Origin of the sequence: Winogradskyella sp. SYSU M77433 (genome assembly GCF_029911945.1) — a bacterium.
GTDB lineage: Bacteria > Bacteroidota > Bacteroidia > Flavobacteriales > Flavobacteriaceae > Winogradskyella.
This window is the reverse complement of record NZ_JARYTG010000001.1, coordinates 102,999-127,926: the sequence shown is the minus strand read 5'-3', so window position 1 is coordinate 127,926 and position 24,928 is coordinate 102,999. Positions and strand designations below refer to the sequence as shown.

The window sequence follows — 24,928 nt, the reverse complement described above, 5'->3', positions numbered from 1 at the left end:
TTTTAAGTCTAAAATATGAAAAGCTACGGATTAATTCCCGTAGCTTTTTTTATGTCTGGTCTTTAAAGTTTAAGGGTAATTAAATAAAGCCTTTTATTAAGGTTATAAATGTTCCGGTGATAATACTATCTATTAAAAATAATGTCCCGAAGAATTTTAAATCAGATACACCGCTTATTCTATAGAAGTTTAAGCGTCTTCTCAACTTTCGGTCAGAAAGCATTAACCATAACAAACCTGTTAGAAATAATTTGGTGCATAGCGCCAATATCAATTCTGGATTAATTACCGTAATGCCAATAGTCACTAAAAATGACCAGGAAGCGAGCGGTTTATAGTAGTTTAGTATAGAGGAAACCTGCCTTAGCATACTATCTAAAACGCTTAGACCGCAAAAAATATTTTCTGAATTTAGAATAAAATACAATTCTTATAAAATCCATAAAAAATTGTACTTTTGACTTCCAATTTTTTGAAGAACGATGTTAGAGAAAATACAGATAGTAAAACAACGTTTTGATGAGGTAAACGACCTGATTATTCAGCCAGATATTATTTCAGATCAACAACGTTATATTAAACTTAATAAGGAATACAAGGATCTTAAACAGATTGTTGATAAAGGTGAAGTTTATAAAGAACTTTTAGATAATATTTCTGAAGCAGAAGAAATCATAGCGGATGGTTCTGATGCAGAAATGGTAGAAATGGCAAAAATGCAACTAGAGGAAGCTAAAGAAGAACTTCCAAAAGTTGAAGAAGATATCCGTTTCATGCTTATTCCTAAAGATCCAGACGATGCTAAAAATGTAGTTGTTGAGGTGCGTGCAGGAACAGGTGGTGATGAAGCTAGTATTTTTGCTGGTGATTTATACCGTATGTATTCTAAATATTGCAGTGACAAAGGCTGGAGTGTAGATGTTGTAAGTCAGAGTGAAGGAACATCAGGTGGTTTCAAAGAAATCATTTTTGAAGTTTCAGGTGAAGATGTTTACGGAACACTAAAGTTTGAAGCTGGTGTACACCGTGTACAACGTGTACCGCAAACAGAAACTCAAGGGCGTGTGCATACCAGTGCTGCAACAGTTATGGTTTTGCCAGAAGCAGAAGATATTGATTTTGAATTAGACATGACAGAAGTACGTATAGAGCGTACCACATCTACAGGACCAGGTGGACAATCGGTAAACACGACCTATTCTGCAATTAAGCTTCACCACGAACCAACAGGTATGATTGTGAGTTGTCAAGATCAAAAATCATCGCACAAAAACTTAGAGAAAGCTTTAAAAGTTTTACGTACACGTTTATACGATTTAGAGCTTGAAAAGCAACGTCAAGCAGATTCTGAGAAGCGTAAAAGTATGGTGAGCTCTGGTGATAGAAGTGCTAAGATTAGAACCTATAACTATCCTCAAGGACGTGTAACTGATCATAGAATTGGTTTAACACTTTACGATTTATCCAATATCATTAATGGTGATATTCAGAAAATAATAGACGAATTGATGTTAGCAGAAAACACGGAGTTGTTAAAAGCTAGCGACGATGTAATTTAAAATTTTGAAGCCTCTTTTTTGAGGCTTTTTTATTTTTCGTTCCTGTGAGAAAGCAGGAATTTAGTATATGAAAACAAAGAAAATTGTATTTATTGTTCTCTTGGCTTTCATAATAGTTTATATGCTATTGAAATGGTCCGGAGTTTTGATGGCTTTTCAAGTCCCATCAACATCAAATGAACCAAATCTAAAAGTTGGATCTAGGTTTCTTGGATCAAGCTTAAAAAAGCCTAGGCCATTAGATTTTGCTTACTTTAAATTTTCAGATAGTTTAGAAGGTTGGACAATTGTAAAAAGATTAATTGCTGTACCTGGTGATACTTTGAAATGTGTAAATGGAAATTACTTTGTAAATGGCGTTAATATAGATAAAGATATTAATTTAAGATTTGCTTATAAAATTTCACCAAAAGTTTTCAATGCTTATATCAGAGGGAAAATTGAAGATGAGGATTTCTATAAATATTATTATTCTGATTCTATTATTGCTTTCTTAGATGATTCTTTTGTTGATGATTTACCTATACAATTAGATAGAAATTATGATAAAGAAAGGTCAATGTTATCCAATGAGATTTTTAATGAGAATTCTGATTGGACAACTAATAATTTTGGACCAATCATTCTTCCTGAAGAAAAGTATTTTTTCTCAGGGGATAGCAGAGATAACTCTATAGATTCTAGATATAGAGGTTTCGTTGATGAAAATAATATTATAGGCACTGTTTTAATTAACTTTTAGATGACAACAAACCAACTAATCACTCAAATCAAAAAAAAGCAATCCTTTCTGTGTATAGGATTAGACGTAGATTTAAATAAAATTCCTCAACATTTATTGCAAGAGGAAGATCCAATATTTGCTTTTAATAAAGCTATAATTGATGCAACACATCACCTTTGTGTGGCGTACAAACCAAACACAGCATTTTATGAGGCTTACGGTTTAAAAGGATGGAAAGCACTAGAGAAAACCATTAAATATCTTAATGAAAATCATCCAGAAATTTACACTATAGCAGATGCAAAACGTGGAGATATTGGTAATACCAGTTCTATGTACGCCAAAGCTTTTTTTGAAGATCTAGGTTTTGACAGTGTTACAGTTGCTCCATATATGGGTAAGGATTCTGTAGAACCATTTTTAGCGTTTAAAGATAAGCACACCATTCTTTTGGCTTTGACTTCTAACCAAGGAGCGTTTGATTTTCAAACTAAAACAGTTGATGGAGTAGAGTTGTATAAGCAAGTTTTGGAAACTTCAAAAACTTGGGAAAATGCTCAAAATTTAATGTATGTAGTTGGTGCTACAAAAGCCGAATTTTTAGCTGACATTCGTAAAATAATTCCAGATAGTTTTTTATTAGTGCCTGGAGTTGGTGCTCAAGGTGGAAATCTTCAAGATGTATGTAAATATGGTATGAATGATAATGTAGGATTACTAATAAATTCTTCTAGAGGAATTATCTACGCGTCACAAAACGACGACTTTGCCGAAGCAGTTGCAAAAAAAGCAGAAGAATTACAGCTTCAGATGAAAGATGAATTAAAGCTTTTATAATAGTTTTGGTTGTGTTAGATCAATTACATCGAAGCGTTGATTTAAAACAAAAACCTATACGAATTGTATCGTTAGTACCTTCTCAAACAGAATTATTGGTGCATTTAGGTTTAGAGAATTCCGTAGTTGGTATTACTAAGTTTTGCGTTCATCCTAATCATATTCTTAAGTCCAAAACTATTGTTGGCGGAACTAAACAGATTCATGTCGACAAAATCAAGACACTTCAACCAGATATCATTCTTTGTAATAAGGAAGAAAATACACCTGAAATAATTGAAAGCTTAAATAAAGTTGCTCCGATTCATATTAGTGATGTCAATAATCTAGAAGATTGTTTTGAGCTTATTAAAATGTACGGTGAAATTTTTGAAGTAGAAGATCGTGCTTTGGATTTGATTGAAAATATCAAAAAGGAAAGATTAGACTTTCGTGCTATAATTCAGAATAGAGAAAAACGAAAAGTCGCTTATTTTATTTGGAAGAAACCTTGGATGGCGGTAGCTTCAGAAACATTTATTAATTGTATGATTAATGATGCTGGTTTCGAAAATGTTTTTAAAGGTGAAAAACGCTATCCTGAAATCAAATTAGATAATCCAAAATTAAAAGAGGCTGAAGTTATATTACTTTCAAGCGAACCTTATCCATTCAAAGAAAAACATATAAAGGAATTAAAATTAATTTTTCCAGATAAAGAGGTTGTAATTGTTGATGGTGAACTATTTTCTTGGTACGGAAGTCGCTTGCTAGAATCTTACAAATATTTTAGTAGGTTATTTGCATAAAAAAAGTCGGTACTAACTACAATACCGACTTCTAACTAACTAACTGTTTCTTAATCTTGTGTAAGACTATTTACTAACTTAATCTTTTGCACTGCAAAGATGCTGACTTTCTACGTGACTAATGTTATGTTAATATTAGGATATAATTAAATGTAGTTTAATAGCCCTCTAAGTAATAAGTTATGAGACAGCAGCTTAGTGTTGTTTTGTTATTGTCTGTAAATTTATTTATTAAGTAAGACGGACTTTAAAAAATAAAAGCAAAACCTTAATAGATTTTGCTTTTTTATATTGTAAAAAGAGAGCTGTTCTTAATCTTGAAGCGCAAAAACTTTCTTTAATAAGTCTGTGGTTCTTGACGAAACTTTAGTTCTAATTTCCTTTTCTTCAACAGCAATCATAGTGTATACGCCACTTAAAGCTTCTTGGGTTACATAATCCGTTAAGTCTGGATTAACGTCATTTGTAAAAGGTATAGCGTTATATTTATTAATAAGGTTAGACCAAATTTGATCTGCACCAACTTTAGCAAAAGAATTATTTATAACAGGATGGAATTTGTCGTAAAGTTCGGTTTGCGTTTTAGAGGTTAAATATTGAGTTGCTGCGTTATCCTCACCTAGCAGGATATTTTTTGCATCATCAAAAGTGATACCTTTAACAGCGTTAACAAAAATAGGGGTAGCTTCTTTTACAGCATCTTCGGCAGCTCTATTTAATACTTTTAAACCTTCGTCAGCAAGATTACCAAGCCCTATATCACGAAGTCCTTTGTCTACTTTTTGAAGTTCTTCAGGAAGCAAGATTTTTACGAGTTCATTTTTATAAAAGCCATCGGTTTGTGTCAGTTTTGTAACTTGTTTGTCTATACCAAGATCTAAAGCTTGTCTCAGTCCAGATGCAATATCAGCATTACTTAAAACTCCACCAGATTGTGGTAATTGGTTAACAACATCTTGCAATTCAGCACAAGAAATAAGTGAGAAAACAGTAAGTAGTAAGAATATTTTCTTCATGATATATAATGATTTTTGAGTAATCAAAGATAACTCAATTGATTAAACAAGTATAGTTTTAAAACGCTAAAAATCTGCATCAAGAAAAAATAACAGTCTTATTATTGAAAACCATTACCTTTCTATTAGCGTGAAGTTTTATAGCATTAGAAAGTACTATTTTTTCTAAATCACGCCCTTTTGCTATTAGATCGTTTATAGTGTAGGTGTGGGATATGTGAGCAACATCTTGCGCGATAATTGGACCAGCATCTAATTCTTCTGTAATGTAATGACTTGTTGCACCTATAATTTTTACACCACGTTTAAAGGCTGAATGGTATGGTTTTGCGCCAACAAAAGCAGGTAAGAATGAATGATGAATATTAATAATTTTATTAGGATACTTATCAATAATTGTGCTAGACACAATTTGCATGTATCTGGCTAAAACAACAAAGTCTACATCATGAGATTCTAATAATTCTAGTTGTTTCTTTTCAGCTTCTGTTTTGTTATTTCTAGTTACAGGAACATGGTAAAACGGAATTTTAAAATTATCGGCAATCGGTTTTAAATCCTTATGGTTGCTGAGAAGAAAAGGGATTTCTAAATTTAATTCACCAGAATTATATCTTCCTAAAATGTCATATAAACAATGGTCATATTTAGAAACAAAAACAGCCATTTTTGGTTTCTTTTCTGAAGAGTAAATTCTCCACTTTAGATGGAATGTTTTTACAAGACCATTTTTGAAATCCATTTTAAAATCTTCTAAAGAGAATGAACTTGAAGAAAATTCACATTCCAAACGCATAAAAAAGATGTCTTGTTCTCTATCTACATGCTGATCTAAATAAACGATATTTCCTTTATTATTAGCTATAAAATTAGAAACTGAGGCGATAATATTCGGTTGGTCCTTACAGTGGATCAATAATGTTATTTTATCCATGAAAACAGTGTTGGTTCAATAGATAAAGTTAAATAAAATAGGGAGTTAGGGTAGTTTTTAAGAAAAATTATTTGTGATAGATTTTTGTTAGGGTATTTTGATCTATAGGTTTTATAAGATAATCTTCAACAGATGTAATTTTAATCACTTCTTGATAGTCCTTATCATCAACCGATGAAGTTAAAATGTAGATTTTAGGATTGTAATTGTATTTTTGTCTAAAAGCTTTAAGAGCGCTCAAAAAATCCCATCCGTCCATTACAGGCATGTTTAGGTCTAAAAAAATTATTTCAGGTAGAAAATGAATGTCTTCCGATTGATTTTCCATAAAATCAAACATTTCTTTCCCATTATCAAATAGTAGAATATTTTCTTCTTTAATACCTGTTTTTAGTAAGAGCACCTTTGTCACTTTCCTAAAAATCATGTTGTCATCAATGATTGCTGTTTTATTCATATGAATGGGGAAGTTTTATTTTAATTCTAAAAGCAGTGCCTTTGCCAGGTGTGCTAAATATATCCATTTTACCGTTTAGCTTTTTAATACAAAGCTCTGTAAAGTAAAGTCCATAGCCATTTGAGTTATGACTTCTTTTATGAAACCTTTTTCGTTTTCTAAATAAATGTTTTTTGAAGAAAATTAAGTTAATACCAGATCCGTTGTCCTTGTATAGAATATTGTATGTGTTATTTACTTTGTAGGCTGAAATTGTGATTTTTAAATCAACATTCTCTCGCTTGTATTTAAAGGAATTGCTCAATAAATTCCTAAACACCGTATCGATACAATTTTTAGATAAAATAAGATCGTCTTTAATAGAAATAGTTAAGGATGTATTTTTGGGTATGGATTTTTCTAAATTGGAATAAATATATTCTATACCAGCTTTTAAGGATATCTTTTGATCATCAATTAAATCTTCATTTTTAATAAAATTGTGATATTGCACCAAAGAGTTTATACCTTGATTAAGTCTTTGGATAGAAGTGTTGAACATAGTTTGTACTTCTTCGTTAGTGAAACTTTCGTCTGAAGTTATTTGTTCCGATACTTTTTGGAGTTCTTCTAAAGCTATAATAGGTTCTCTTAAATTATGAGAAGTAATTGTAGCAAAATCTTCTAGATACGCATTTTTTTTCTTTAGTTTTTGATTGAGCTCTACAAGCTCAGTATTCATGGTGTTTAACTTTCTGTTTTTGCTTCTTAATTCAGATGACTTTTTGGTAATCTCTATATAGAATATGATAAAGTTATAAGAGTAAAAAAACATATTTATAAATGAAGAGGTATTCAAGAATAAAATAATAAAGAACGCAGCCTGTACTACGGTAATAATCTTGTTGTAGGCTAATACAGAAGTTAGTATTATAAGTAGTATAGGTATTAAAAAGAAGTATGGAAAATAATTATAAGGATGAGTGCGCCTAGACGTTATTTGATCTAACTTTATAGGGCTTATACGTTTAATTAATTTTAATTCAAAAAGTGATATGGAATTCATAAAGAATAACATAGCTGTATTCCAGCTTAATGTTTCAAAACCAGGTATGGTATTGAGTTCTTCCATGTCCAATAAATAATAAAAAACAGCAAAAGAAGATAAAATATATAATGATCCGTTTAGCAATAAAAACACAACCTTTAGTCTCTTTACTTTTATAAAATATAAGGCTAGATAGGTTAAAACAAAGAGTATTATTGTTATTATGGAGCTAAGTCTCCATGCAATAGGGTCAACTATTCCAAAACTTATTAAACAAAGTTGTGTAGTTTGAATCAGTAAACCAGAAAGTATTAGAACCTGAATTAAAGTCTTATTTTTAAGGAAATAAACAAAACCTAGTAATAGGAAACTAATACTAGTTATGACTTTCATTGTTGCGCTAGGATTTATAGTATAACCTGAAAAAACATTATGAAAATCACTAGTGAGCCAAAAAGTAATGTTAATTACAGAGACAAGAATGGTTACTATAGCAGTTAACTTATAGGAAAAAAATAGACTGACACTTAAGTTTTTTCTTACAAGATTTTGCATAGGGCTAATGTTTTAATTGTCTGAAAAAAAAGACTTTACACACAAGAAAGTCTATTTAAATTAATTTCAATTTAAATAAATTAACTAGCATAGACAAATAATTAGGGATAAGTCTTTCTTAGATATTGAAAAATCCTTTTATAAATCGCAATTTTTTTGAATTATCCGTAAATTGCAGCTCTTAAAAAGATAGATTTTTACGAATGGAACAAATCGCACCATACAAACCAAAACATAAAGTACGTATCGTAACCGCAGCATCACTTTTTGATGGGCACGATGCATCCATAAATATCATGCGCCGTATTATACAAGCTACAGGCGTAGAGGTTATTCATTTAGGTCATGACCGTAGTGTAGAAGAAGTTGTAAATACAGCTATTCAAGAAGATGTAAATGCAATCGCATTAACGTCGTATCAAGGTGGGCATAACGAGTATTTTAAATACATGTACGACCTTTTAAATGAAAAAGGCGCAGGTCATATCAAAATTTTTGGCGGTGGCGGCGGAGTAATTCTTCCTGCTGAAATTAAAGAATTAATGGATTACGGTATTACTCGTATCTACTCGCCAGATGATGGTCGCGAGCTTGGTTTACAAGGCATGATTAATGATTTAGTGCAACAATCTGACTTTGCAATAGGAGATAAGCTAGAGGTAAAAGTTGAAGATTTAGCTAAGAAAAACCCAAAAGATTTAGCACGTGTTATATCTTCAGCTGAAAATTTTCCAGAAGTAGCAAAAGACACTTTAGATCAAATTCATAATAAAAATAAAACGTCAAAAACACCAGTTTTAGGAATTACCGGTACTGGTGGCGCAGGAAAATCGAGTTTGGTAGACGAGCTTGTTAGACGTTTTTTAATCGATTTTCCAGAAAAAACCATTGGTTTAATTTCTGTAGATCCATCAAAACGAAAAACTGGTGGAGCATTGTTAGGTGACCGTATTCGTATGAATGCTATTAACTCACCTCGCGTGTATATGCGTAGTTTGGCAACACGTCAATCTAACTTAGCATTATCAAAATATGTTAATGAAGCGGTTGAGGTTTTAAAGGCTGCCGAATACGATTTAATCATTTTAGAAACGTCTGGTATAGGACAATCCGATACCGAAATTATAGAACATTCTGATGTTTCACTTTACGTGATGACGCCAGAATTTGGTGCGGCAACTCAGCTTGAAAAGATTGATATGCTTGACTTTGCAGACTTAGTAGCTATCAATAAGTTTGATAAAAGAGGTGCAAAAGATGCTCTTAGAGATGTACGTAAACAATACATGCGAAACAATAATCTTTGGGATATTCCGCAAGACAAATTACCTGTTTTTGGTACTATCGCATCGCAGTTTAACGATCCAGGAATGAATACGCTGTACAAAACAGTAATGGATAAATTAGTTGAAAAAACAGAAACTGATTTAAATTCAACTTTTGAAATTACTGATGAAATGAGCGAAAAAGTATTCGTCATTCCACCAAATCGTACACGTTACTTATCAGAAATTGCCGAAAATAACCGTGCTTATGATAGTACTGCGGCAGTTCAAGTTGAAGTCGCTCAAAAATTATATGGAATTTTTAAAACTATATGTTCTGTAGCTGTCATTTCGAACGAAAGTGAGAAATCTCTTTTAGATAAAAATGGGTTAAATTTTGATGAGATCCTGAATCAAGTTCAGGATGACAAAAAAGATTTCATCAAAATGCTTATTGCAGAATTTGACCGTGTAAAACTAAACTTAGATCCATACAATTGGGAAGTCATCACAGGTTGGGAAGACAAAGTAAATAAATACAAAGCGCCAATTTATAGCTTTAAAGTTCGAGATAAAGAAATAAAAATAGAAACGCATACCGAGTCGCTTTCACATCTACAAATTCCAAAAGTCGCGTTGCCAAAGTATCAAGCTTGGGGCGATATTTTAAAATGGACGTTGCAAGAAAATGTACCAGGAGAATTCCCATATACTTCAGGTTTATATCCTTTTAAAAGAAAAGGTGAAGATCCTGCACGTATGTTTGCTGGCGAAGGCGGACCAGAACGTACCAACAAGCGTTTTCATTATGTAAGTGATGGTATGCCAGCAAAGCGTTTATCTACAGCTTTTGATAGTGTAACGTTATACGGAAGTGATCCAGATTTACGTCCTGATATCTACGGAAAAATAGGTAATGCAGGTGTAAGCATTTGCTGTTTAGACGATGCTAAAAAACTCTATTCAGGATTTAATTTAGCAGATGTAAAAACATCGGTAAGTATGACTATTAATGGTCCTGCGCCAATGTTGTTAGGCTTTTTTATGAATGCAGCTATAGACCAACAGTGTGAGATTTACATCAAAGAAAATGGTCTTGAAAAAGAAGTTGAAGGTAAAATAGAAACCATCTACAAAGAAAAAGGTGTAGAACGACCAAAATACCACGGAGATTTACCAAAAGGAAACGACGGTCTAGGGTTGATGTTGTTAGGTGTTACTGGTGATCAAGTGTTACCAGAAGCAGTTTATAACGATATTAAAACCAAAACCATTGCGCAAGTAAGAGGTACAGTACAAGCAGATATTTTAAAAGAAGATCAAGCTCAAAATACGTGTATATTTTCAACAGAGTTTGCCTTACGTTTAATGGGTGATGTACAAGAGTATTTTATTGACAATAACGTGCGTAATTTCTATTCGGTATCTATTTCTGGTTACCATATTGCAGAAGCTGGCGCTAACCCAATTACACAGTTAGCGTTGACGTTATCTAATGGTTTCACTTACGTAGAATATTATTTAAGTCGCGGTATGGATATTAATAAGTTTGGACCAAACTTATCATTCTTTTTCTCAAACGGAATCGATCCAGAATACGCCGTAATTGGTCGTGTAGCAAGACGTATTTGGGCAAAAGCTTTAAAAAATAAATATGACGCCAATGCTAGAGCGCAGATGTTAAAATATCATATCCAAACGTCTGGTCGTAGTTTACACGCGCAAGAAATTGATTTTAACGACATTCGTACCACATTACAAGCGCTTTATGCGATTTATGATAACTGTAACTCGTTACATACTAATGCGTATGACGAAGCGATTACAACACCAACAGAAGAATCTGTACGTCGTGCTATGGCAATTCAGTTAATCATCAACAAAGAATTAGGATTAGCAAAGAATGAAAATCCGTTACAAGGTTCTTTCATTATAGAAGAATTAACCGATTTAGTTGAAGAAGCAGTTTTAGCAGAATTTGACCGTATTACAGAACGTGGTGGCGTTTTAGGTGCAATGGAAACTATGTATCAACGTAGCAAAATTCAGGAAGAAAGTTTGTATTATGAAACGTTGAAGCATAACGGAGATTTCCCAATAATCGGTGTAAATACCTTCTTAAGTAGTAAAGGATCGCCAACCGTAATTCCTGCGGAAGTGATTAGAGCAACAGAAGAAGAGAAGCAAAATCAGATTAAAACATTAGAAAATCTACACAAAGGAAATGATACTGAAAGCTTATTAAAAGCACTTCAGCAAAAAGCCATTAACAACGAAAATATTTTTGAAGCCTTAATGGATGTTTGTAAAGTATGTAGTTTAGGACAAATTACTTCAGCATTATTTGAAGTTGGTGGACAGTATAGACGAAATATGTAAGCAGAGAGCCGCTTTTTGATGTTTCAAAAAGCGTGCAAATCGCTTACCTTGAGCGTGGTCGAAGGGTCTTAAAAAGTTATTTGTTAAAATTAATAACAAAGAATGACATACCTAAAAGCAACATCATACATAGACTATGAATCTAAATCAATTCAAGATTTAGTAAAAGCCTATAAAACCTTATCCGATAAAGAGAAGGCGATTTCTTTATACGAAAAAGTTAGGGACGATTGGCGTTACGATCCGTACACAATCAGTTTAGAGGCTTCAAATTATAAAGCTAGTCACATAGCGAAACGTTCTAGTGGAAATTGTGTAGAGAAGTCTGTGTTGTTGGTAGCTGTATACAGAGCTGTTGGCTTGCCAGCAAGACTTCATTTAGGTAAAGTGAAAAATCATATTGCTGTAGAACGATTGACTGAAAAATTCGGATCGAATGAGTTGACACCACATGGTATGGTCAATGTTAGGTTGAATGATAAATGGTTGAAATTGTCACCAGCTTTCAATAAAGAACTTTGTAAAAAGTTTAATGTTGATGTTTTAGACTTTGATGGTGTAAGCGATTCGTTTTTACAAGCCTATAATAGTGAAGGAAATCAATTCATGGAATATACGGCTGATTATGGCTTTTTTGAAGATGTGCCTTTAGAGTTTATGAAGCAGAATATTAAGGAACATTATCCTCATATTTTTGATATTGATGAGTCTATAAAAGAATTTAAGCTTTAATTTTTTATACAAATTTGCATCTTTTCATAACTAACAGCGTCTACTGATAAAGTAAGTTAGTTATGGAAAAATCTATTCTAAAAAAGGCATTCTACAATTATTTAAAACTAGGGAAAAAAGCATTAAGAGAACATCGCTTTTCAAAAGCATTCTATTATTTTGAGAACGCTCATATATTAGGTCAAAAACATTTGTATAGGCATACCGTCTCTCACATTTGGCTTTTAATTTTAGGTGTCAAAAAACAAAATTTCAAAGATGTACTAGGTCAACTTTTCAGAATTATAGCATCAGTTTTATTTACATTGATATGGGTTCCGGTTGGAAATACGGGAGGATCTAATGTATCAGCAGTAAAGCGAATGCCGATAAGAAAAGAACTTCAGAAATATTTTTAGTTTCATGCATCTTTTTTGTGTTTCTATCGTCTATTAAGTGAATATTAAAAACTTATAATTATGAAAAACGATAAAGAATGTACTTGCAATTGTGAACCATGTAATAATGGAAAGTGTACAGATTGTACTTGTGAAAACTGTACATGTATAAACTGTAATTGTTAAAAAAATCAATCAGCTTAGGTTCTGTAACTTAAGCTGATTTTTTTATCTTTAATTATGAATACGAAATTAGCTTGGGATACCTATTCGGATGATATAAGACGTTTTATTTTTAGTAAAACTAAAGATGAATCCATAACTGACGATATATTACAAGACACCTTTATTAAGGTACATACCAAATTACATACTTTAAAAAATGAGGATAAATTAAAGTCTTGGCTATTTTCAGTAGCGCGTTACACCATTCTAGATCACTTTAAAGCTTCTAAATCTGTTTTAGAGTTAAATGACTTTGAAGCCGAAGATACCACTATAAATCATGAACATACCGAGAAGGATTGCCTGAGAGGTATTCTTGTAAACTTGCCTAAAAAGTATCGAGAGCCTATTTTTCTATCGGATATTATGGGTTTAAAACAAAAGGAGGTTGCAGAACGATTGAATTTACCATTACCAACTGTAAAGTCTCAAATACAACGTGCTAAAAAACAGATTGCACAAGGTTTTATGGATTGTTGCGGTTATAAAATGAATGAAGACGGCCATTTAGTTGGAGAAATTCAGGATAGAGATGATTGCAAGGTTTGTAATTAGAGCGTCATCATCCAATTACGTTGTAACTTTCTGAATTTTCTTAATTCACCTCTAAGAATTGGTAAATAATCTCTTCCGTTGCTATTTGAACGTTCTAGACGTCTACAATTGCTGTATAGTCTGGTTGTTAAGCGATCTAAACTTTCTAAATGTTTGTGTTTTTTATCAGAGTAACGTTCACGTTCGGCATTAATAATCTCTGGTGCCAAGTTCGTAGATTGCTGTACTATATCTCCCGAAAAATATATGTTGTTATCTTCTGAACCATCAGGATTTAAGTAAGATAAATCATGGTTTAGATAAGTCGAAATACTTCGAGATAGGGTAATAATATCCAATGCCTTTCTATATATAGGCAAATCAGATAGGTGAGATGGGAGGTTATAGTTCATATTCAATAGCAATTATTACGAAATTACAGCGTAGAAATGATATTTTACTTTAGATATTAAGGTGATTTCTTATATTTGATTTAATTATTAAAATAATAATTCGTTTTTACCTTAAAAACCTATGGATAATCTAAACTGGAAGATTTTAAAGTGTTTACAAGCTAATGCTCGTATGTCTAATGCTGAGATCGGAAGACGTGTTGGAATTAGCTCACCAGCTGTTAGTGAGCGTATTAAGAAGATGGAGGATGCGGAAATAATTCAAGGGTATTCTGCTTTTGTATCTCCTTTTGAAGTCGGTTATCAAATTAAGGCTTTAATTACAATGCGTGCTTTTATGGGAATGCTAAAACCTTTTCTTGAAAAAGTAAAAACTTATGATGAAGTTATCAATTGTTATAGGATTACTGGTAACGAAAATTTTGTAATGGAAGTTGTGCTAAAAAATCATAAACATCTTGAATCTTTTATTGATCAACTCATTATTTATGGTGAAACAAAAACACATATTGTACTTTCTAGAGTAGTGAAACAGAGTGAAATAAAGCCTTTGAAATAATTAGTCTTAAATTGAATTTTCAATATGTTCAGCAATAAGCTTTGCGTGAATTCTAGAATTCTCAATAAACCATTTGTGGGTTTCCATACCTCCACAAATTACACCAGCCAGATATAAGCCTTCTACGTTAGACTCCATGGTTTTATCATTATAAACAGGAATATGTTTGTCGTCCTTTGAAAATTCAATTCCAGCACTATCTAAAAACTTAAAATTAGGTTGATAGCCAGTCAATGCTACAACATAATCATTAGGTAAGATTTTTTTACCTTCAGGTGTTTGTATTGTTATTTGATGCGATTCAATATTTGTGATTTCAGAATTAAAATAGGCTTTTATACTGCCTTCTTCAATTCGATTGATAATATCTGGTCTAACCCAATACTTTACTCGTTCTCCGATGGCATCACCTCTAACAATCATGGTGACGTTTCCACCTTTTCGGTATATTTCTAAAGCGGCATCCACAGACGAATTGCTGGCGCCAACAACTGCTATATCTTGTAAAGTAAACGGATGCGCTTCCTTGTAATAATGTAGCACTTTAGGTAAATCCTCACCAGGAACATTCAATAAATTAGGTATGTCATAAAAACCAGTAGCAATAATGACTTTTTTAGCTTTGAAATTGTTTTTGTTTGTCGTGATTTCAAAACTACCATTATCCTTAGAAATTGATTTTACTTCTTCATATAAATTAATGTGTAATTCATTTGATGTTGTTACTCTTCTGTAATATTCCAAAGCTTCATTTCGAGTTGGTTTCGGATTATTACTTATAAATGGAATAGCATCAATTTCAAGTTTTTCAGAGGTTGAAAAAAATGTCATATTTAAAGGATAATTAAACAAAGAGTTTGTTAAGGCTCCTTTTTCAATAACCAAATAATTCCAATTTCGTTTTTTACATTCTAAGGCGCAGGCAATTCCTATAGGTCCTGCGCCAATAATTATGATGTCTAAATTTTCGTCTTTCATATTGAAGGCAAAATTACGGGTTTTAGGTAAGAATTATGCTAATTCATTCTTAGATATTAGTACACGTTTCAAATAATATAAAAGTAAAATACCTAAGGCTCCTAAAGCAATCATTATGTACCAAGTATTTGTATATCCAAAGCTATCCACTAGGCGAAGTCCTGCATTATGACCAAAAATATGAGCAATCGAAAAAGACATTACGTACATAGATAAATACTCGCCTTGCTTTCCTTTTTTTGCTCTGTCCATTGCAAATGCATTAGAAAATGGAAAAGCAATCATTTCTCCAATAGTCATAAATAGCATACCTACAATTAGAATCCCAGTCCAAGATGAAATATTAAGCGCATAAAAACTCAAAATAGTTAGAAAAAGCCCAATGAGTGTGAGACCAATTTTGGAATATTTTGTATTCTCTAACCACTTAATCAATGGCATTTCTAGTAAGAAAATGAAAAAGCCATTAAGTCCTAAAAGCACACCAATTTCAAATTCAGTAAGACTATGAATATCCTTATAGTATAATGGGATTGTAGAAAAATATTGTAAGAATATAATTCCGAAAATTGTCATGGCTGCAAAGAAAATCCAAAAGGGTTTGTCTTTGTAAACAGATACAGGATTTTCGATTGTAATTTCATCAATAGCTTTAGTTTTTCTAGGGTTCAAAACTTTAATCAAAAGTAATGTCGCCAGAATACAGGTAATGCCGTCAACCCAAAATAAACCACCATAACCCATAGCTGTTATGATAAAACCACCTATAGCAGGACCAGCAGAAAATCCTAAATTTATCGCTAATCGAATTAGAGTTACAGATCGTGTTTTGTTTTCAGGTTTGCTATAAACACTCATGGCCACAAACATTGCAGGTCTAAAAGTGTCAGCAACAACCATAACCAAGAAGATGCCGATACAAATGCTAGTAAATGTATTTAGGTACTGTAAAGCAATGAATAAAAAACCAGTACTCAATAAGCTTCTTACCATTACTTTATAATAGCCAATGGAATCGGTTAGTTTTCCGCCAATCCAAGTACCAATTACAGAGCCTAAACCAAAGGCACTCATAATCCATGCAATTTGATCAAATGAGAATTGTAAATCATCCTTTAGGTATAAGGATAAAAAAGGAATAACCATTGTACCAGAGCGATTGATAAATGTTATTAATGCCAACCACCAAACTTCTCTAGAGAGTCCATTAAATGTGCTTAAGTAATTTTTGAATAATGTTTTCATTTTGATTGATTATTATAAAAATAAAAAGTCCGACGGTATCGTCGGACTTTTAAATATTGTTAAATAGTATATAGGAATAGCTACAATAGATAATACGTCCGAATCATTTCCGAAGAAATTGTCCAGGTTTGCTTATAATATCTAATGACTTGTAACATTTTATTTTTTAATTACTTGCGGTAAAACTACAATAAATTTTGATATGTTGTATTTTTGGAAATCAAAAAAATCAAGAATGAAAAAACTACTGGTCATTTTTACTTTAGCCTTATGTTTAGGATGTACACAAGAAAAAACTACTACAAAAGGTGATACGGAGTGGCAAAAAGAAATGAATTCAGATTTTAAAGATGCTTCAAAATCGCCATTAAAAGCTAAAGATCTGAAGGCTTTTGAAGGATTAGATTTTTTCAAATTTGATTCTACATATGTAGTAAAAGCAGTTCTAAAAAAAACACCAGACTCGGAATGGTTCAAAATGAAAACGACCACAAGTAGAGAATCGGAAGAAAGGGTTTTTGGTATCCTTTCTTTTGAGTTGAAAGGACAAAAGTTTCAACTAAATGTGTATCAGGGTAAAGATTTAATGACTACCGAAGGTTATGAAGACTATTTATTCTTACCATTTTTAGATGATACTAATGGAGATGCAACCTATGGTGGTGGACGCTATATCGACTTACGAATTCCAGAAGGGGACGAAATAGAAATAGATTTCAACAAAGCCTATAACCCTTATTGTGCATATAACGAAAAGTATTCTTGTCCAATTGTACCAAGGGTAAATTATTTAAGTACAGAAGTTGAAGCAGGAGTAAAGGCGTTTGAAAAACACTAAGCCTTCACCAAATACATTCCTAAGAACACAGCTAAAAATCCCACAATAAAACTGGCAATAGTATAAATCGCGAAAGTCATAAAATCGCCTGATTTTAAAAACACGTGATTTTCATAAGCGAAAGTTGAAAATGTAGTAAAGCCACCACAAAAACCTGTTGCAAGTAGTAACGTTTGATTTTGTGATAAGCTATCATTTTTTGCAGCTAAACCTAGTATGATTCCTATTAATAAACTACCTAAAATGTTGGCGGCAAATGTACCATATGGAATACCTGTTTCATTGCTATTTAGCCATTTCCCAATAATAAACCTTAGGACACTGCCAAAACCACCACCAATAAAAACGAGAATAATTTGTTTCATTTATTCAACAGCAATATAGATTTCAGTAATCCAATCTGCAGGATTAGGATGATTCATCGGATCAGTAACATAAGTTTCTAACATTGGTCCAGCTTCTAACATTACAAGATTGTTGGTGTTGATATACTCCATAGACTTGTTCCAAGCTTCCTCAAGGTTGTCATAATTTCCTTTCAAAGTAGTCTTAAGCGCATTGAAGGAATCTAGTTTTCCTGTGAGAATATCTGAATCTTCAGTAATAACTCTAGAGTTTGTAGGTATGCAACACGAAAAGATAACGGCATTATTTTCTTCGTCCCATTTATGGTAAAGTACAAAAGGTGAACCAGCCATGGTGATATTATTTGTCATAGCATATGCACCAACTTTTGGCATCATTTCCTTCATTTTTGTTTCAAACTCACTGAACTTACAAGATGTTGTATTGTAAAGGTAATAGCCACCACTATGTTGGGTTACACCATCAATATTTATGCTGTAAACTTTCATTTCAGCATTTGTGATACTATCCAATTTAAATAAACCACGTTCAAAATCTGGACCAGTTCCAGATTCAATTGAACCTGCAAAAGTGGTGTAAAGTTTTGTCATGAAATCCTGTTTGCCTTCCATTTCCCAAGTTACTTTGGTGCCTTTTTCGGTTGGCTCAAAATACCAGTTGATGTTAGATTGCGCTTCAAAAGGTTTTATAAATTCAATCTTTTGATTGATAGCCTTATTTTTTTCTGTATCTAAGGTCGTCATAGAACCTTCACCTAAAATTTCACCATTCCAACTATAGCTTGCGCCTTCACCACTAGTATTTTCAGAATACGTCAGTTTAGCATCTTTTTCTTGTTCAATCCAAGGGGAAAATTCAGGCCATTCTTTAAAGTCGTTAACCTTATTGTAAAGCAAACTTACAGGTGCTTCAATAGTCCTACTTCTACTGAATTTATAGTCATTAGGTTGCACAGCAACATAGACGGAAAATCCAATAATAAGGATGAGCAGTAGTAGTAAAATGTACTTTAGGGATTTCATTAAATAATGTTGAGTTAGTTAGTTGTTTCTCAAAGATAGTAATTTATTATATGTGATATAAACATTACATTTGTGTAAAACAAAATAAAACTAACTTATATGAAACTAAAATCTATAGTGGTGTTTTGCTTCGTAGCAGTGTTTGCATGGTCTTGCAAGGACGATTCAAAAGCACCTACAGAGCAAGATACTGTTGAAGTATCTGATGAAAAGTTCGACTTTAACGTAGAGCAATTTGCAGATATTAAAATTCTACGTTATCAAATTCCTGGCTGGGACAATCTATCTTTAAAAGAGCAAAAATTAGTTTACTATTTAACGCAAGCTGGTTTAGCTGGTAGAGATATTATGTGGGATCAAAACTACAGACATAACCTTAAAATCCGTAAAGCTTTAGAGAATGTTTATGCTAACTATTCAGGTGATAAATCATCTGATGATTGGAACGCTTTTGAAGTTTACTTAAAACGTGTTTGGTTCAGTAATGGTATTCATCATCATTATTCTAACGATAAGTTGAAACCAGAATTTTCAAAAGACTATTTAAATGAGTTGCTTTTGGCAACCAACACTAAGTTAGATGGTGAAGCTTTTGATGTGATCTTTAATGATAAGGACATGAAAAAAGTAAACCAAGCTAAAGGTGTTGATAATGTAGCTTTATCTGCTGTAAATTTTTATGGTCCAGATGTAACTAATGAAGATGTTATTGGTTTTTACAAAAATAAAAAATCACCAAACCCTGAGCAGCCATTATCATACGGTTTAAATTCTCAACTTGTAAAAGAAAATGGCGAATTGAAAGAACGTGTTTATAAATCTGGTGGACTTTACGGTTCTGCTATTGATGAAATTATAAAGTGGTTAGAAAAAGCGCAAGGTGTAGCTGAAAATAAAGCACAAGGTGATGCTTTAGGTTTGTTAATTGAATATTATAAATCAGGTGATTTACAAACTTGGGATGATTACAATGTCGCTTGGACAGCAGCAACAGAAGGTAATGTAGACTACATAAATAGCTTTATCGAAGTCTACAACGATCCTTTAGGTTATAGAGGTTCTTATGAAACTATTGTGCAAATCAACGACTTTGATATGTCTAAAAAGATGAAGGTGTTATCGGATAATGCACAGTGGTTTGAGGATAATTCACCTTTAATGGATGAGCACAAAAAGAAAAATGTAGTTGGTGTAACTTACAAAGTTGTTACTGTTGCAGGTGAAGCAGGAGATGCATCACCAAGTACACCAATTGGTGTGAACTTACCAAATGCCAACTGGATTAGAAAAGAAGTTGGAAGTAAGTCAGTATCACTTGGAAATATCATTAATGCATATAATAATGCAGGTAGTACAGGTAGATTAAAAGAATTTGTTCACGATGAAGAGGAGTTGCAATTAGAAGAAGAATACGGACAATTGGCAGATAAACTTCATACAGCATTACATGAAGTTATTGGTCATGCATCAGGTCAGTTAAATCCTGGAGTAGGTGAGACCAAAGAAACTTTGAAAAATTATGCCTCTACTTTGGAAGAAGGACGTGCAGATTTAGTTGGTCTATATTACTTATACAATCCTAAATTACAAGAATTAGGTTTAGTTGAAGATTGGCAAAAGGTAGGAAAAGCAGCTTATGATGGTTATATCAGAAATGGTTTAATGACACAGTTAATCCGTTTGAATCTAGGTGATGATGTTGAAGAAGCTCACATGAGAAACCGTCAATGGGTTTCTGCTTGGGTATTTGAAAAAGGAAAAGCAGATAACGTTATTGAAAAGGTAAACAAAGACGGTAAAACGTATTTCAATATTAACGATTACGAAAAACTACATGATCTTTTCGGACAATTATTAAGAGAAACACAACGTATTAAGTCTGAAGGAGATTATGCTGCCGTTGAAGCCTTGGTTGAAGGTTATGGTGTTAAGGTAGATCAAGATGTTCACGCTGAGGTTTTAGAGCGTAATAAGCAATTTAAATCTGCTCCTTATAGTGGTTTTGTAAACCCAGTTTTAGTTCCAGAAATGGATGATAATGGAGAAATCACAGCAATTAAAGTAACACAGCCAGCTGGTTTCCCAGAACAAATGTTAGAGTACAGTAAAGCGTATAGTCATTTGCCTGAGGTGAATTAATAAAATCTTTACTCAAACTAAAAAAGCACTTACAAATTTGTAAGTGCTTTTTTATTTTTTATAATGTTGGTAATTATTTTTTTAAAGTAAATCTTCTAAAGCAGGTTTTAAATTGGCATAGGTATAATCAAAACCTTCAATTTCCATTTTCTGTGAGCTCACACGTTGACTTTCAAAAAGTAAAATATGCATTTCACCAAGAACTAATTTCAAAGTAAATTTTGGAACATTTGGCAAGAGTAATGGTCGCTTTAAAACCTTAGCAGCTATTTTGGTTAAATCTCTATTAGTAACCGGGTTTGGTGCCACTCCATTGTAAATTCCTTCTAGTCCGTTTTTTAATGCAAAAACAAACATATTAGCTAAATCTTTTACATGAATCCAGCTTTGCCATTGTTTACCGCTTCCTAAGGGAGCTCCCAATCCTAATTTTATAGGTTGAACCATTTTAGGTAAAGCGCCTTCATCACTAGCTAAAACAAGTCCGATTCGTATTTTAGCTACTCTACATGTTGGAGTTTTGAATCCATCCACAGCATCTTCCCAGGCATTTACTACATCACCTAAAAATGTACTCGAGATTTCAGTATTAGTTTCTTCGTAATAATTCACATAACTTGAAGGATAAATACCAATAGCACTAGCAGAAACAACTTGATCTATACTATAATTATGTTTTTCTATAGTGTCTTGAAGTAATGCTGCGGTTTTTGTTCGACTTTCTAGTATGATTTTTTTATAAGAATCTGTCCAGCGTTTCGCTATTGTTGCACCAACCATATTGATAATAGCTGAAACACCTTCAAAACATTTATGGTCAATTTCGTTATTATCAGGATTCCAATAAAATCCTTTATAATTAGGATCTGATTTTAGTTTTGATTTTGAAGTCGTTAAATAATGTACAGTTATACCTTCGGCATGACAAATTTTTACAATTTCTTGTCCTATTAAACCTGTTGCACCTGTTATTAAAACTGTCATTATTGCTTTTTTTGTAAAGATACGAAAGGTGAAAAGCGTAGGTAAGAACTTTAATTTTGCTTTAACGTTTAGCAAGAATTAAAGTTTCATTTCGTTGAATACTTCGGTGCTCTCAGCATTTAGTTCATTTCATTCCACTGAATGCTTTGTTCCTCTCAGCATTTCTCTTTTACCAGGCGGTCCAGGAAGTCGTTCTACGGTAAAACCAACAGCTTGCATAGCACGTCTTACACTACCTTTAGCAGAATACGTGACTAGAATACCATTCTTTTTAAGTGCTGTAAACATAATCTTGAAAATAGCTTCTGTCCATAATTCAGGTTGAACGCGTGCTCCAAAAGCATCAAAGTAGATGATGTCAAAAGTATCTTTGGCTTGTATGTCCTTAAAGAATTTTTTCTGTTTTTCTAGTTGAAAATTAGATGTTATAAAGTGTTCTTCTTCCCAAGGAGCAGCATGCATTTTTTCAAAAAAAGTATCGTGTTCTTTTGAAATAAGTTCAATATAATTGAGCTGATTTATTTCCTCTTTCTTTACAGGATAAGCTTCAACACCAACATAGTTGATTTTTAGATTTGTTTTTTCGGCTTCGATTAAAGTTAGAAAAGCATTAAGACCTGTGCCAAAACCTATTTCGAGGATGTTTATAGGATTGAATTCTGAAGTAATTTCAGGACGGTAAGATTTTGAAAAATAAAGCAAACCATGTTTTAAAAACACATGGTTTGCTTCTTGTATGGCACCATGAATGGAATGGTATTGCTCATTCCAATCTTCTATCTGTATGGTTTTAGAACCATCTGATGTGGTGATTATTTTTCGTTTCAAATTATTGAATCAAAAGCTTTTTAATCTTAGGAATCGGTCCTACGCATTCTGTTTTGTGACAGTTCAAACAATTTGTGATAGCATCATTATAACGCTGTTTTAACTCTACATTAGAAAGTGTATCAGCAATAGTTTTCTGAGATTCTATAAACACATTTACAAAGCTGTCCCAAACTGGTGTTCTACCTTTTCCATCAGACATTTCTGCTGAATGAAGCGTCATCAAATCCAAAGGCATTGATTTTGGTATTTCTCCAGCAATAATTTGATCTCTAATTTGTTGATTGTATATGTACATAGCATTCATAAAATTTGCCATTTCAGAAGGCTTGTACATATCGTATTCAACTTTTTTTTGAGCTGTTTCCTCGGTCTTTTTTTCTTCATTTTCACAGCTAAAAGCTAAGAAAGCGAAAAGTAAGACCGCCAAAAGATTTTTATTCTTTAAGTAAAACTCCATCAGCTTCAAAACGGTATTCTAATTTAGGTTCTGTAATAGCAGCGATTTCTTCTTTAGATTTTCCTGCGTCTTCAGCATAATGTTGTAATTCTTCAACAGGTGTTTCGGTAATAAAAGCTTTACCATTTATTACAACTTCGCCTTCAGCATTTAATGGCATAAAGAAACCGTAATCTTTAAATCGTACCATAACTTCATCACTACCCATATCTAAAGTCATCCAACAACCTTTTTTAGAGCATACTTCAATAATTTTTCCTGTGGTTTTAACATTAATAGTGTCACCAGCTTTAAGACCTTTGTATTTTTCCATCATATTATCTGGACTTAAAGCATCAGTATCGTTAATTTTATCACCAAAAGATGCGTAAGCAATTTCTTCCTTTACTTCTTTAACATCAGCGACGTCTTCTTCAACTTTTTTTGTGTCGTCTTTGCATGAGTACATAGCTAAACCAAGTATAGCTAATAAAGCTAATTTTTTCATTATTAAGTTTTTATTTGAATAAGTTATTGATTAACAAATTTACATAAATTTAAGAGATTGTAGCCTTTTTTTAACGGTAATGATTGCGTATTTTTGTGGACTAAATTATTGATAATTATGGCTATTGAAACAGGCAAACTTACCGTAGAAACTATACAATCTTCAAAAATAAACAGTGTTGATTTTAGTAAACTAGACTTTGGTCGAATTTTTACAGATCATATGTTTGTCTGCGATTATGTAGATGGAAAATGGCAAAATCCTGAAATAAAGCCTTACCAAGCTATGACGTTTGAACCTTCTGCACGTGTGTTTCATTACGGACAAGCAGTTTTTGAAGGTATGAAAGCCTATAAAGATGAGAACGGAAAAGTATTTTTGTTTAGACCAAAACAGAATTTTGACAGAATTAATAAATCTGCAGCACGTTTGGCAATGCCAGAATTTCCTGAAGATTATTTCTTTGAAGGTTTAGAGACACTTTTAAAATTAGATAACGAATGGATAAAAGCAGGAGTTGGAAATTCTTTATACATAAGACCTTTTGTAATAGCTACTGAACCAGCAATATCGGCATCACCAGCAAGCACTTACCGTTTTATGATTATATGCTCACCTGCAAAATCATATTATAATTCGCCAGTGCGCGTTTTAATTGCTGAAGAGTTTAGCCGTTCTGCTGATGGAGGTATAGGTTTTGCTAAAGCAGCAGGTAACTATGCAGGACAATTCTACCCAACAAGCTTAGCTCAGAAAGAAGGCTTTCAGCAAGTAATTTGGACAGATGCCAATACACACAAATATCTTGAGGAAGCTGGTACTATGAATGTCTTTTTTAGAATCAATGACAAATTGGTAACAGCACCAACTAGCGATAGAATTTTGGATGGTATTACAAGAAAAAGTATCATTCAATTAGCAGAAGACCTTAATATAGAATGTGAGGTAAGACAAATAGCTGTTGGTGAAATTAAAACGGCAGCTAGAGAAGGTAACCTAAAAGAAGTTTTTGGTGTTGGTACAGCTGCTGTTGTAAGTCCAGTGTCTGCTTTTCAACATCAAGGTGAATTGTTTGAGGTTCCTGAAATTGAAGACTCTTACGGAAAATTATTCAAGGAAACCTTACTGAATATTCAGAACAATATCTCTGAGGATATTCACGGTTGGAGATATGAGGTGAAGTAATATGGAAATAATTAA

The 24,928-nt window shown here is 32.7% G+C and carries 26 protein-coding genes; 12 read left to right on the top strand and 14 right to left on the bottom strand.

Features of this window, described 5'->3' with window-relative positions; genetic code table 11:
• Positions 1–79: 79 nt before the first annotated feature.
• Positions 80–370: a hypothetical protein gene (locus tag QGM60_RS00590; protein WP_281138255.1), complete on the bottom strand. Its 291-nt coding sequence runs from the start codon at positions 368–370 to the stop codon at positions 80–82.
• 112 nt (positions 371–482) lie between these two features.
• On the opposite strand from QGM60_RS00590, the gene prfA reads away from it, so the two are divergent.
• From prfA to QGM60_RS00570, 4 genes are all read left to right on the top strand, one after another.
• A complete protein-coding gene (gene prfA / locus QGM60_RS00585) occupies positions 483–1,559 on the top strand; it encodes a peptide chain release factor 1 (RefSeq protein WP_281138254.1) in 1,077 nt (358 codons plus the stop codon).
• A 67-nt stretch (positions 1,560–1,626) separates the two neighbouring features.
• The gene (locus QGM60_RS00580) at positions 1,627–2,301 is read left to right on the top strand and encodes a S26 family signal peptidase (RefSeq protein WP_281138253.1); all 675 of its coding nucleotides are present in this window, start codon (positions 1,627–1,629) and stop codon (positions 2,299–2,301) included.
• Positions 2,302–3,120 carry an orotidine-5'-phosphate decarboxylase gene (gene pyrF, locus QGM60_RS00575; protein ID WP_281138252.1) on the top strand — a complete coding sequence of 273 codons (819 nt, stop codon included), beginning with the start codon at positions 2,302–2,304 and terminating at the stop codon, positions 3,118–3,120. It begins immediately after the preceding gene.
• An 11-nt stretch (positions 3,121–3,131) separates the two neighbouring features.
• On the top strand, positions 3,132–3,908 hold the full coding sequence (locus QGM60_RS00570; RefSeq protein WP_348634876.1) for a helical backbone metal receptor: 777 nt from the start codon (positions 3,132–3,134) through the stop codon (positions 3,906–3,908).
• Between the two features lie 311 nt (positions 3,909–4,219).
• Here the strand turns inward: QGM60_RS00570 and QGM60_RS00565 are convergent, their stop codons facing one another.
• The 4 genes from QGM60_RS00565 to QGM60_RS00550 form a co-directional block, all read right to left on the bottom strand.
• Entirely contained in the window at positions 4,220–4,924 is a 705-nt protein-coding gene (locus QGM60_RS00565; RefSeq protein ID WP_281138250.1) for a DUF4197 domain-containing protein, read from the bottom strand.
• A 79-nt stretch (positions 4,925–5,003) separates the two neighbouring features.
• Positions 5,004–5,858, bottom strand: coding sequence for a formyltetrahydrofolate deformylase (gene purU / locus QGM60_RS00560; protein ID WP_281138249.1), 855 nt, complete (start codon positions 5,856–5,858; stop codon positions 5,004–5,006).
• 67 nt (positions 5,859–5,925) lie between these two features.
• Positions 5,926–6,315 carry a response regulator gene (locus tag QGM60_RS00555; protein WP_129761587.1) on the bottom strand — a complete coding sequence of 130 codons (390 nt, stop codon included), beginning with the start codon at positions 6,313–6,315 and terminating at the stop codon, positions 5,926–5,928.
• Entirely contained in the window at positions 6,308–7,897 is a 1,590-nt protein-coding gene (locus QGM60_RS00550) for a HAMP domain-containing sensor histidine kinase (RefSeq protein ID WP_281138247.1), read from the bottom strand. The genes QGM60_RS00555 and QGM60_RS00550 overlap by 8 nt, the downstream gene beginning before the upstream one ends.
• A 203-nt stretch (positions 7,898–8,100) precedes the next feature.
• Between QGM60_RS00550 and QGM60_RS00545 the strand changes: the two genes are divergently transcribed.
• The 4 genes from QGM60_RS00545 to QGM60_RS00530 all read left to right on the top strand — a co-directional run bounded on the left by QGM60_RS00545 (position 8,101) and on the right by QGM60_RS00530 (position 13,430).
• Complete coding sequence (locus tag QGM60_RS00545; RefSeq protein WP_281138246.1) at positions 8,101–11,541, top strand: methylmalonyl-CoA mutase family protein; 3,441 nt, start codon at positions 8,101–8,103, stop codon at positions 11,539–11,541.
• Positions 11,542–11,643: 102 nt separating this feature from the next.
• Complete coding sequence (locus QGM60_RS00540) at positions 11,644–12,273, top strand: transglutaminase family protein (protein WP_281138245.1); 630 nt, start codon at positions 11,644–11,646, stop codon at positions 12,271–12,273.
• 62 nt (positions 12,274–12,335) lie between these two features.
• Positions 12,336–12,671 carry a DUF3703 domain-containing protein gene (locus QGM60_RS00535; RefSeq protein ID WP_281138244.1) on the top strand — a complete coding sequence of 112 codons (336 nt, stop codon included), beginning with the start codon at positions 12,336–12,338 and terminating at the stop codon, positions 12,669–12,671.
• A 219-nt stretch (positions 12,672–12,890) separates the two neighbouring features.
• Positions 12,891–13,430, top strand: a complete 540-nt coding sequence (locus tag QGM60_RS00530) for a sigma-70 family RNA polymerase sigma factor (RefSeq protein WP_281138243.1) — start codon at positions 12,891–12,893, stop codon at positions 13,428–13,430.
• Here the strand turns inward: QGM60_RS00530 and QGM60_RS00525 are convergent.
• Positions 13,427–13,822, bottom strand: a complete 396-nt coding sequence (locus QGM60_RS00525; RefSeq protein WP_281138241.1) for a hypothetical protein — start codon at positions 13,820–13,822, stop codon at positions 13,427–13,429. The two genes, QGM60_RS00530 and QGM60_RS00525, sit on opposite strands and share 4 nt — an antisense overlap.
• A gap of 121 nt (positions 13,823–13,943) precedes the next feature.
• On the opposite strand from QGM60_RS00525, the gene QGM60_RS00520 reads away from it, so the two are divergent.
• Positions 13,944–14,381: an Lrp/AsnC family transcriptional regulator gene (locus QGM60_RS00520; RefSeq protein WP_281138240.1), complete on the top strand. Its 438-nt coding sequence runs from the start codon at positions 13,944–13,946 to the stop codon at positions 14,379–14,381.
• Between the two features lie 6 nt (positions 14,382–14,387).
• Here the strand turns inward: QGM60_RS00520 and QGM60_RS00515 are convergent, their stop codons facing one another.
• Positions 14,388–15,359: a YpdA family putative bacillithiol disulfide reductase gene (locus tag QGM60_RS00515; protein ID WP_281138239.1), complete on the bottom strand. Its 972-nt coding sequence runs from the start codon at positions 15,357–15,359 to the stop codon at positions 14,388–14,390.
• 33 nt (positions 15,360–15,392) lie between these two features.
• Positions 15,393–16,604 carry an MFS transporter gene (locus tag QGM60_RS00510; RefSeq protein ID WP_281138238.1) on the bottom strand — a complete coding sequence of 404 codons (1,212 nt, stop codon included), beginning with the start codon at positions 16,602–16,604 and terminating at the stop codon, positions 15,393–15,395.
• 235 nt (positions 16,605–16,839) lie between these two features.
• On the opposite strand from QGM60_RS00510, the gene QGM60_RS00505 reads away from it, so the two are divergent.
• On the top strand, positions 16,840–17,442 hold the full coding sequence (locus QGM60_RS00505) for a DUF1684 domain-containing protein (protein ID WP_281138236.1): 603 nt from the start codon (positions 16,840–16,842) through the stop codon (positions 17,440–17,442).
• Here QGM60_RS00505 and crcB read toward each other — a convergent pair.
• Both crcB and QGM60_RS00495 read right to left on the bottom strand, forming a co-directional pair.
• Positions 17,439–17,807, bottom strand: a complete 369-nt coding sequence (gene crcB, locus QGM60_RS00500; RefSeq protein ID WP_281138235.1) for a fluoride efflux transporter CrcB — start codon at positions 17,805–17,807, stop codon at positions 17,439–17,441. The genes QGM60_RS00505 and crcB overlap by 4 nt on opposite strands.
• On the bottom strand, positions 17,808–18,830 hold the full coding sequence (locus tag QGM60_RS00495; protein ID WP_281138234.1) for a GyrI-like domain-containing protein: 1,023 nt from the start codon (positions 18,828–18,830) through the stop codon (positions 17,808–17,810).
• A 99-nt stretch (positions 18,831–18,929) separates the two neighbouring features.
• Between QGM60_RS00495 and QGM60_RS00490 the strand changes: the two genes are divergently transcribed.
• On the top strand, positions 18,930–20,969 hold the full coding sequence (locus QGM60_RS00490) for a dihydrofolate reductase (RefSeq protein ID WP_281138232.1): 2,040 nt from the start codon (positions 18,930–18,932) through the stop codon (positions 20,967–20,969).
• Positions 20,970–21,050: 81 nt separating this feature from the next.
• On the opposite strand, the gene QGM60_RS00485 is transcribed toward QGM60_RS00490, so the two are convergent.
• The 4 genes from QGM60_RS00485 to QGM60_RS00470 form a co-directional block, all read right to left on the bottom strand.
• On the bottom strand, positions 21,051–21,953 hold the full coding sequence (locus QGM60_RS00485; RefSeq protein ID WP_281138230.1) for a TIGR01777 family oxidoreductase: 903 nt from the start codon (positions 21,951–21,953) through the stop codon (positions 21,051–21,053).
• Positions 21,954–22,082: 129 nt separating this feature from the next.
• Positions 22,083–22,781: a tRNA (5-methylaminomethyl-2-thiouridine)(34)-methyltransferase MnmD gene (mnmD, locus tag QGM60_RS00480; RefSeq protein ID WP_281138229.1), complete on the bottom strand. Its 699-nt coding sequence runs from the start codon at positions 22,779–22,781 to the stop codon at positions 22,083–22,085.
• 1 nt (position 22,782) lies between these two features.
• Positions 22,783–23,211 (bottom strand): hypothetical protein, encoded by a 429-nt coding sequence (locus QGM60_RS00475; protein WP_281138228.1) that lies wholly within the window; start codon positions 23,209–23,211, stop codon positions 22,783–22,785.
• Positions 23,212–23,218: 7 nt separating this feature from the next.
• The gene (locus tag QGM60_RS00470) at positions 23,219–23,728 is read right to left on the bottom strand and encodes a DUF4920 domain-containing protein (RefSeq protein WP_281138226.1); all 510 of its coding nucleotides are present in this window, start codon (positions 23,726–23,728) and stop codon (positions 23,219–23,221) included.
• Between the two features lie 117 nt (positions 23,729–23,845).
• Between QGM60_RS00470 and QGM60_RS00465 the strand changes: the two genes are divergently transcribed.
• Positions 23,846–24,913, top strand: a complete 1,068-nt coding sequence (locus QGM60_RS00465; RefSeq protein WP_281138225.1) for a branched-chain amino acid aminotransferase — start codon at positions 23,846–23,848, stop codon at positions 24,911–24,913.
• The last annotated feature ends 15 nt before the right edge of the window (positions 24,914–24,928 follow it).

Bases quoted from the DNA above. Each gene is read 5' to 3' on its own strand.
- QGM60_RS00485 (WP_281138230.1), bottom strand. From the start codon at position 21,953: ATGACAGTTTTAATAACAGGTGCAACAGGTTTAATAGGACAAGAAATT.
- QGM60_RS00525 (WP_281138241.1), bottom strand. From the start codon at position 13,822: ATGAACTATAACCTCCCATCTCACCTATCTGATTTGCCTATATATAGA.
- pyrF (WP_281138252.1), top strand. From the start codon at position 2,302: ATGACAACAAACCAACTAATCACTCAAATCAAAAAAAAGCAATCCTTT.
- QGM60_RS00505 (WP_281138236.1), top strand. From the start codon at position 16,840: ATGAAAAAACTACTGGTCATTTTTACTTTAGCCTTATGTTTAGGATGT.
- QGM60_RS00565 (WP_281138250.1), bottom strand. From the start codon at position 4,924: ATGAAGAAAATATTCTTACTACTTACTGTTTTCTCACTTATTTCTTGT.
- QGM60_RS00555 (WP_129761587.1), bottom strand. From the start codon at position 6,315: ATGAATAAAACAGCAATCATTGATGACAACATGATTTTTAGGAAAGTG.
- QGM60_RS00540 (WP_281138245.1), top strand. From the start codon at position 11,644: ATGACATACCTAAAAGCAACATCATACATAGACTATGAATCTAAATCA.
- purU (WP_281138249.1), bottom strand. From the start codon at position 5,858: ATGGATAAAATAACATTATTGATCCACTGTAAGGACCAACCGAATATT.
- prfA (WP_281138254.1), top strand. From the start codon at position 483: ATGTTAGAGAAAATACAGATAGTAAAACAACGTTTTGATGAGGTAAAC.
- QGM60_RS00470 (WP_281138226.1), bottom strand. From the start codon at position 23,728: ATGAAAAAATTAGCTTTATTAGCTATACTTGGTTTAGCTATGTACTCA.
- QGM60_RS00590 (WP_281138255.1), bottom strand. From the start codon at position 370: ATGCTAAGGCAGGTTTCCTCTATACTAAACTACTATAAACCGCTCGCT.
- QGM60_RS00495 (WP_281138234.1), bottom strand. From the start codon at position 18,830: ATGAAATCCCTAAAGTACATTTTACTACTACTGCTCATCCTTATTATT.
- QGM60_RS00510 (WP_281138238.1), bottom strand. From the start codon at position 16,604: ATGAAAACATTATTCAAAAATTACTTAAGCACATTTAATGGACTCTCT.
- QGM60_RS00535 (WP_281138244.1), top strand. From the start codon at position 12,336: ATGGAAAAATCTATTCTAAAAAAGGCATTCTACAATTATTTAAAACTA.
- crcB (WP_281138235.1), bottom strand. From the start codon at position 17,807: ATGAAACAAATTATTCTCGTTTTTATTGGTGGTGGTTTTGGCAGTGTC.
- QGM60_RS00580 (WP_281138253.1), top strand. From the start codon at position 1,627: ATGAAAACAAAGAAAATTGTATTTATTGTTCTCTTGGCTTTCATAATA.
- QGM60_RS00515 (WP_281138239.1), bottom strand. From the start codon at position 15,359: ATGAAAGACGAAAATTTAGACATCATAATTATTGGCGCAGGACCTATA.
- QGM60_RS00490 (WP_281138232.1), top strand. From the start codon at position 18,930: ATGAAACTAAAATCTATAGTGGTGTTTTGCTTCGTAGCAGTGTTTGCA.
- QGM60_RS00545 (WP_281138246.1), top strand. From the start codon at position 8,101: ATGGAACAAATCGCACCATACAAACCAAAACATAAAGTACGTATCGTA.
- QGM60_RS00530 (WP_281138243.1), top strand. From the start codon at position 12,891: ATGAATACGAAATTAGCTTGGGATACCTATTCGGATGATATAAGACGT.
- QGM60_RS00465 (WP_281138225.1), top strand. From the start codon at position 23,846: ATGGCTATTGAAACAGGCAAACTTACCGTAGAAACTATACAATCTTCA.
- QGM60_RS00550 (WP_281138247.1), bottom strand. From the start codon at position 7,897: ATGCAAAATCTTGTAAGAAAAAACTTAAGTGTCAGTCTATTTTTTTCC.
- QGM60_RS00520 (WP_281138240.1), top strand. From the start codon at position 13,944: ATGGATAATCTAAACTGGAAGATTTTAAAGTGTTTACAAGCTAATGCT.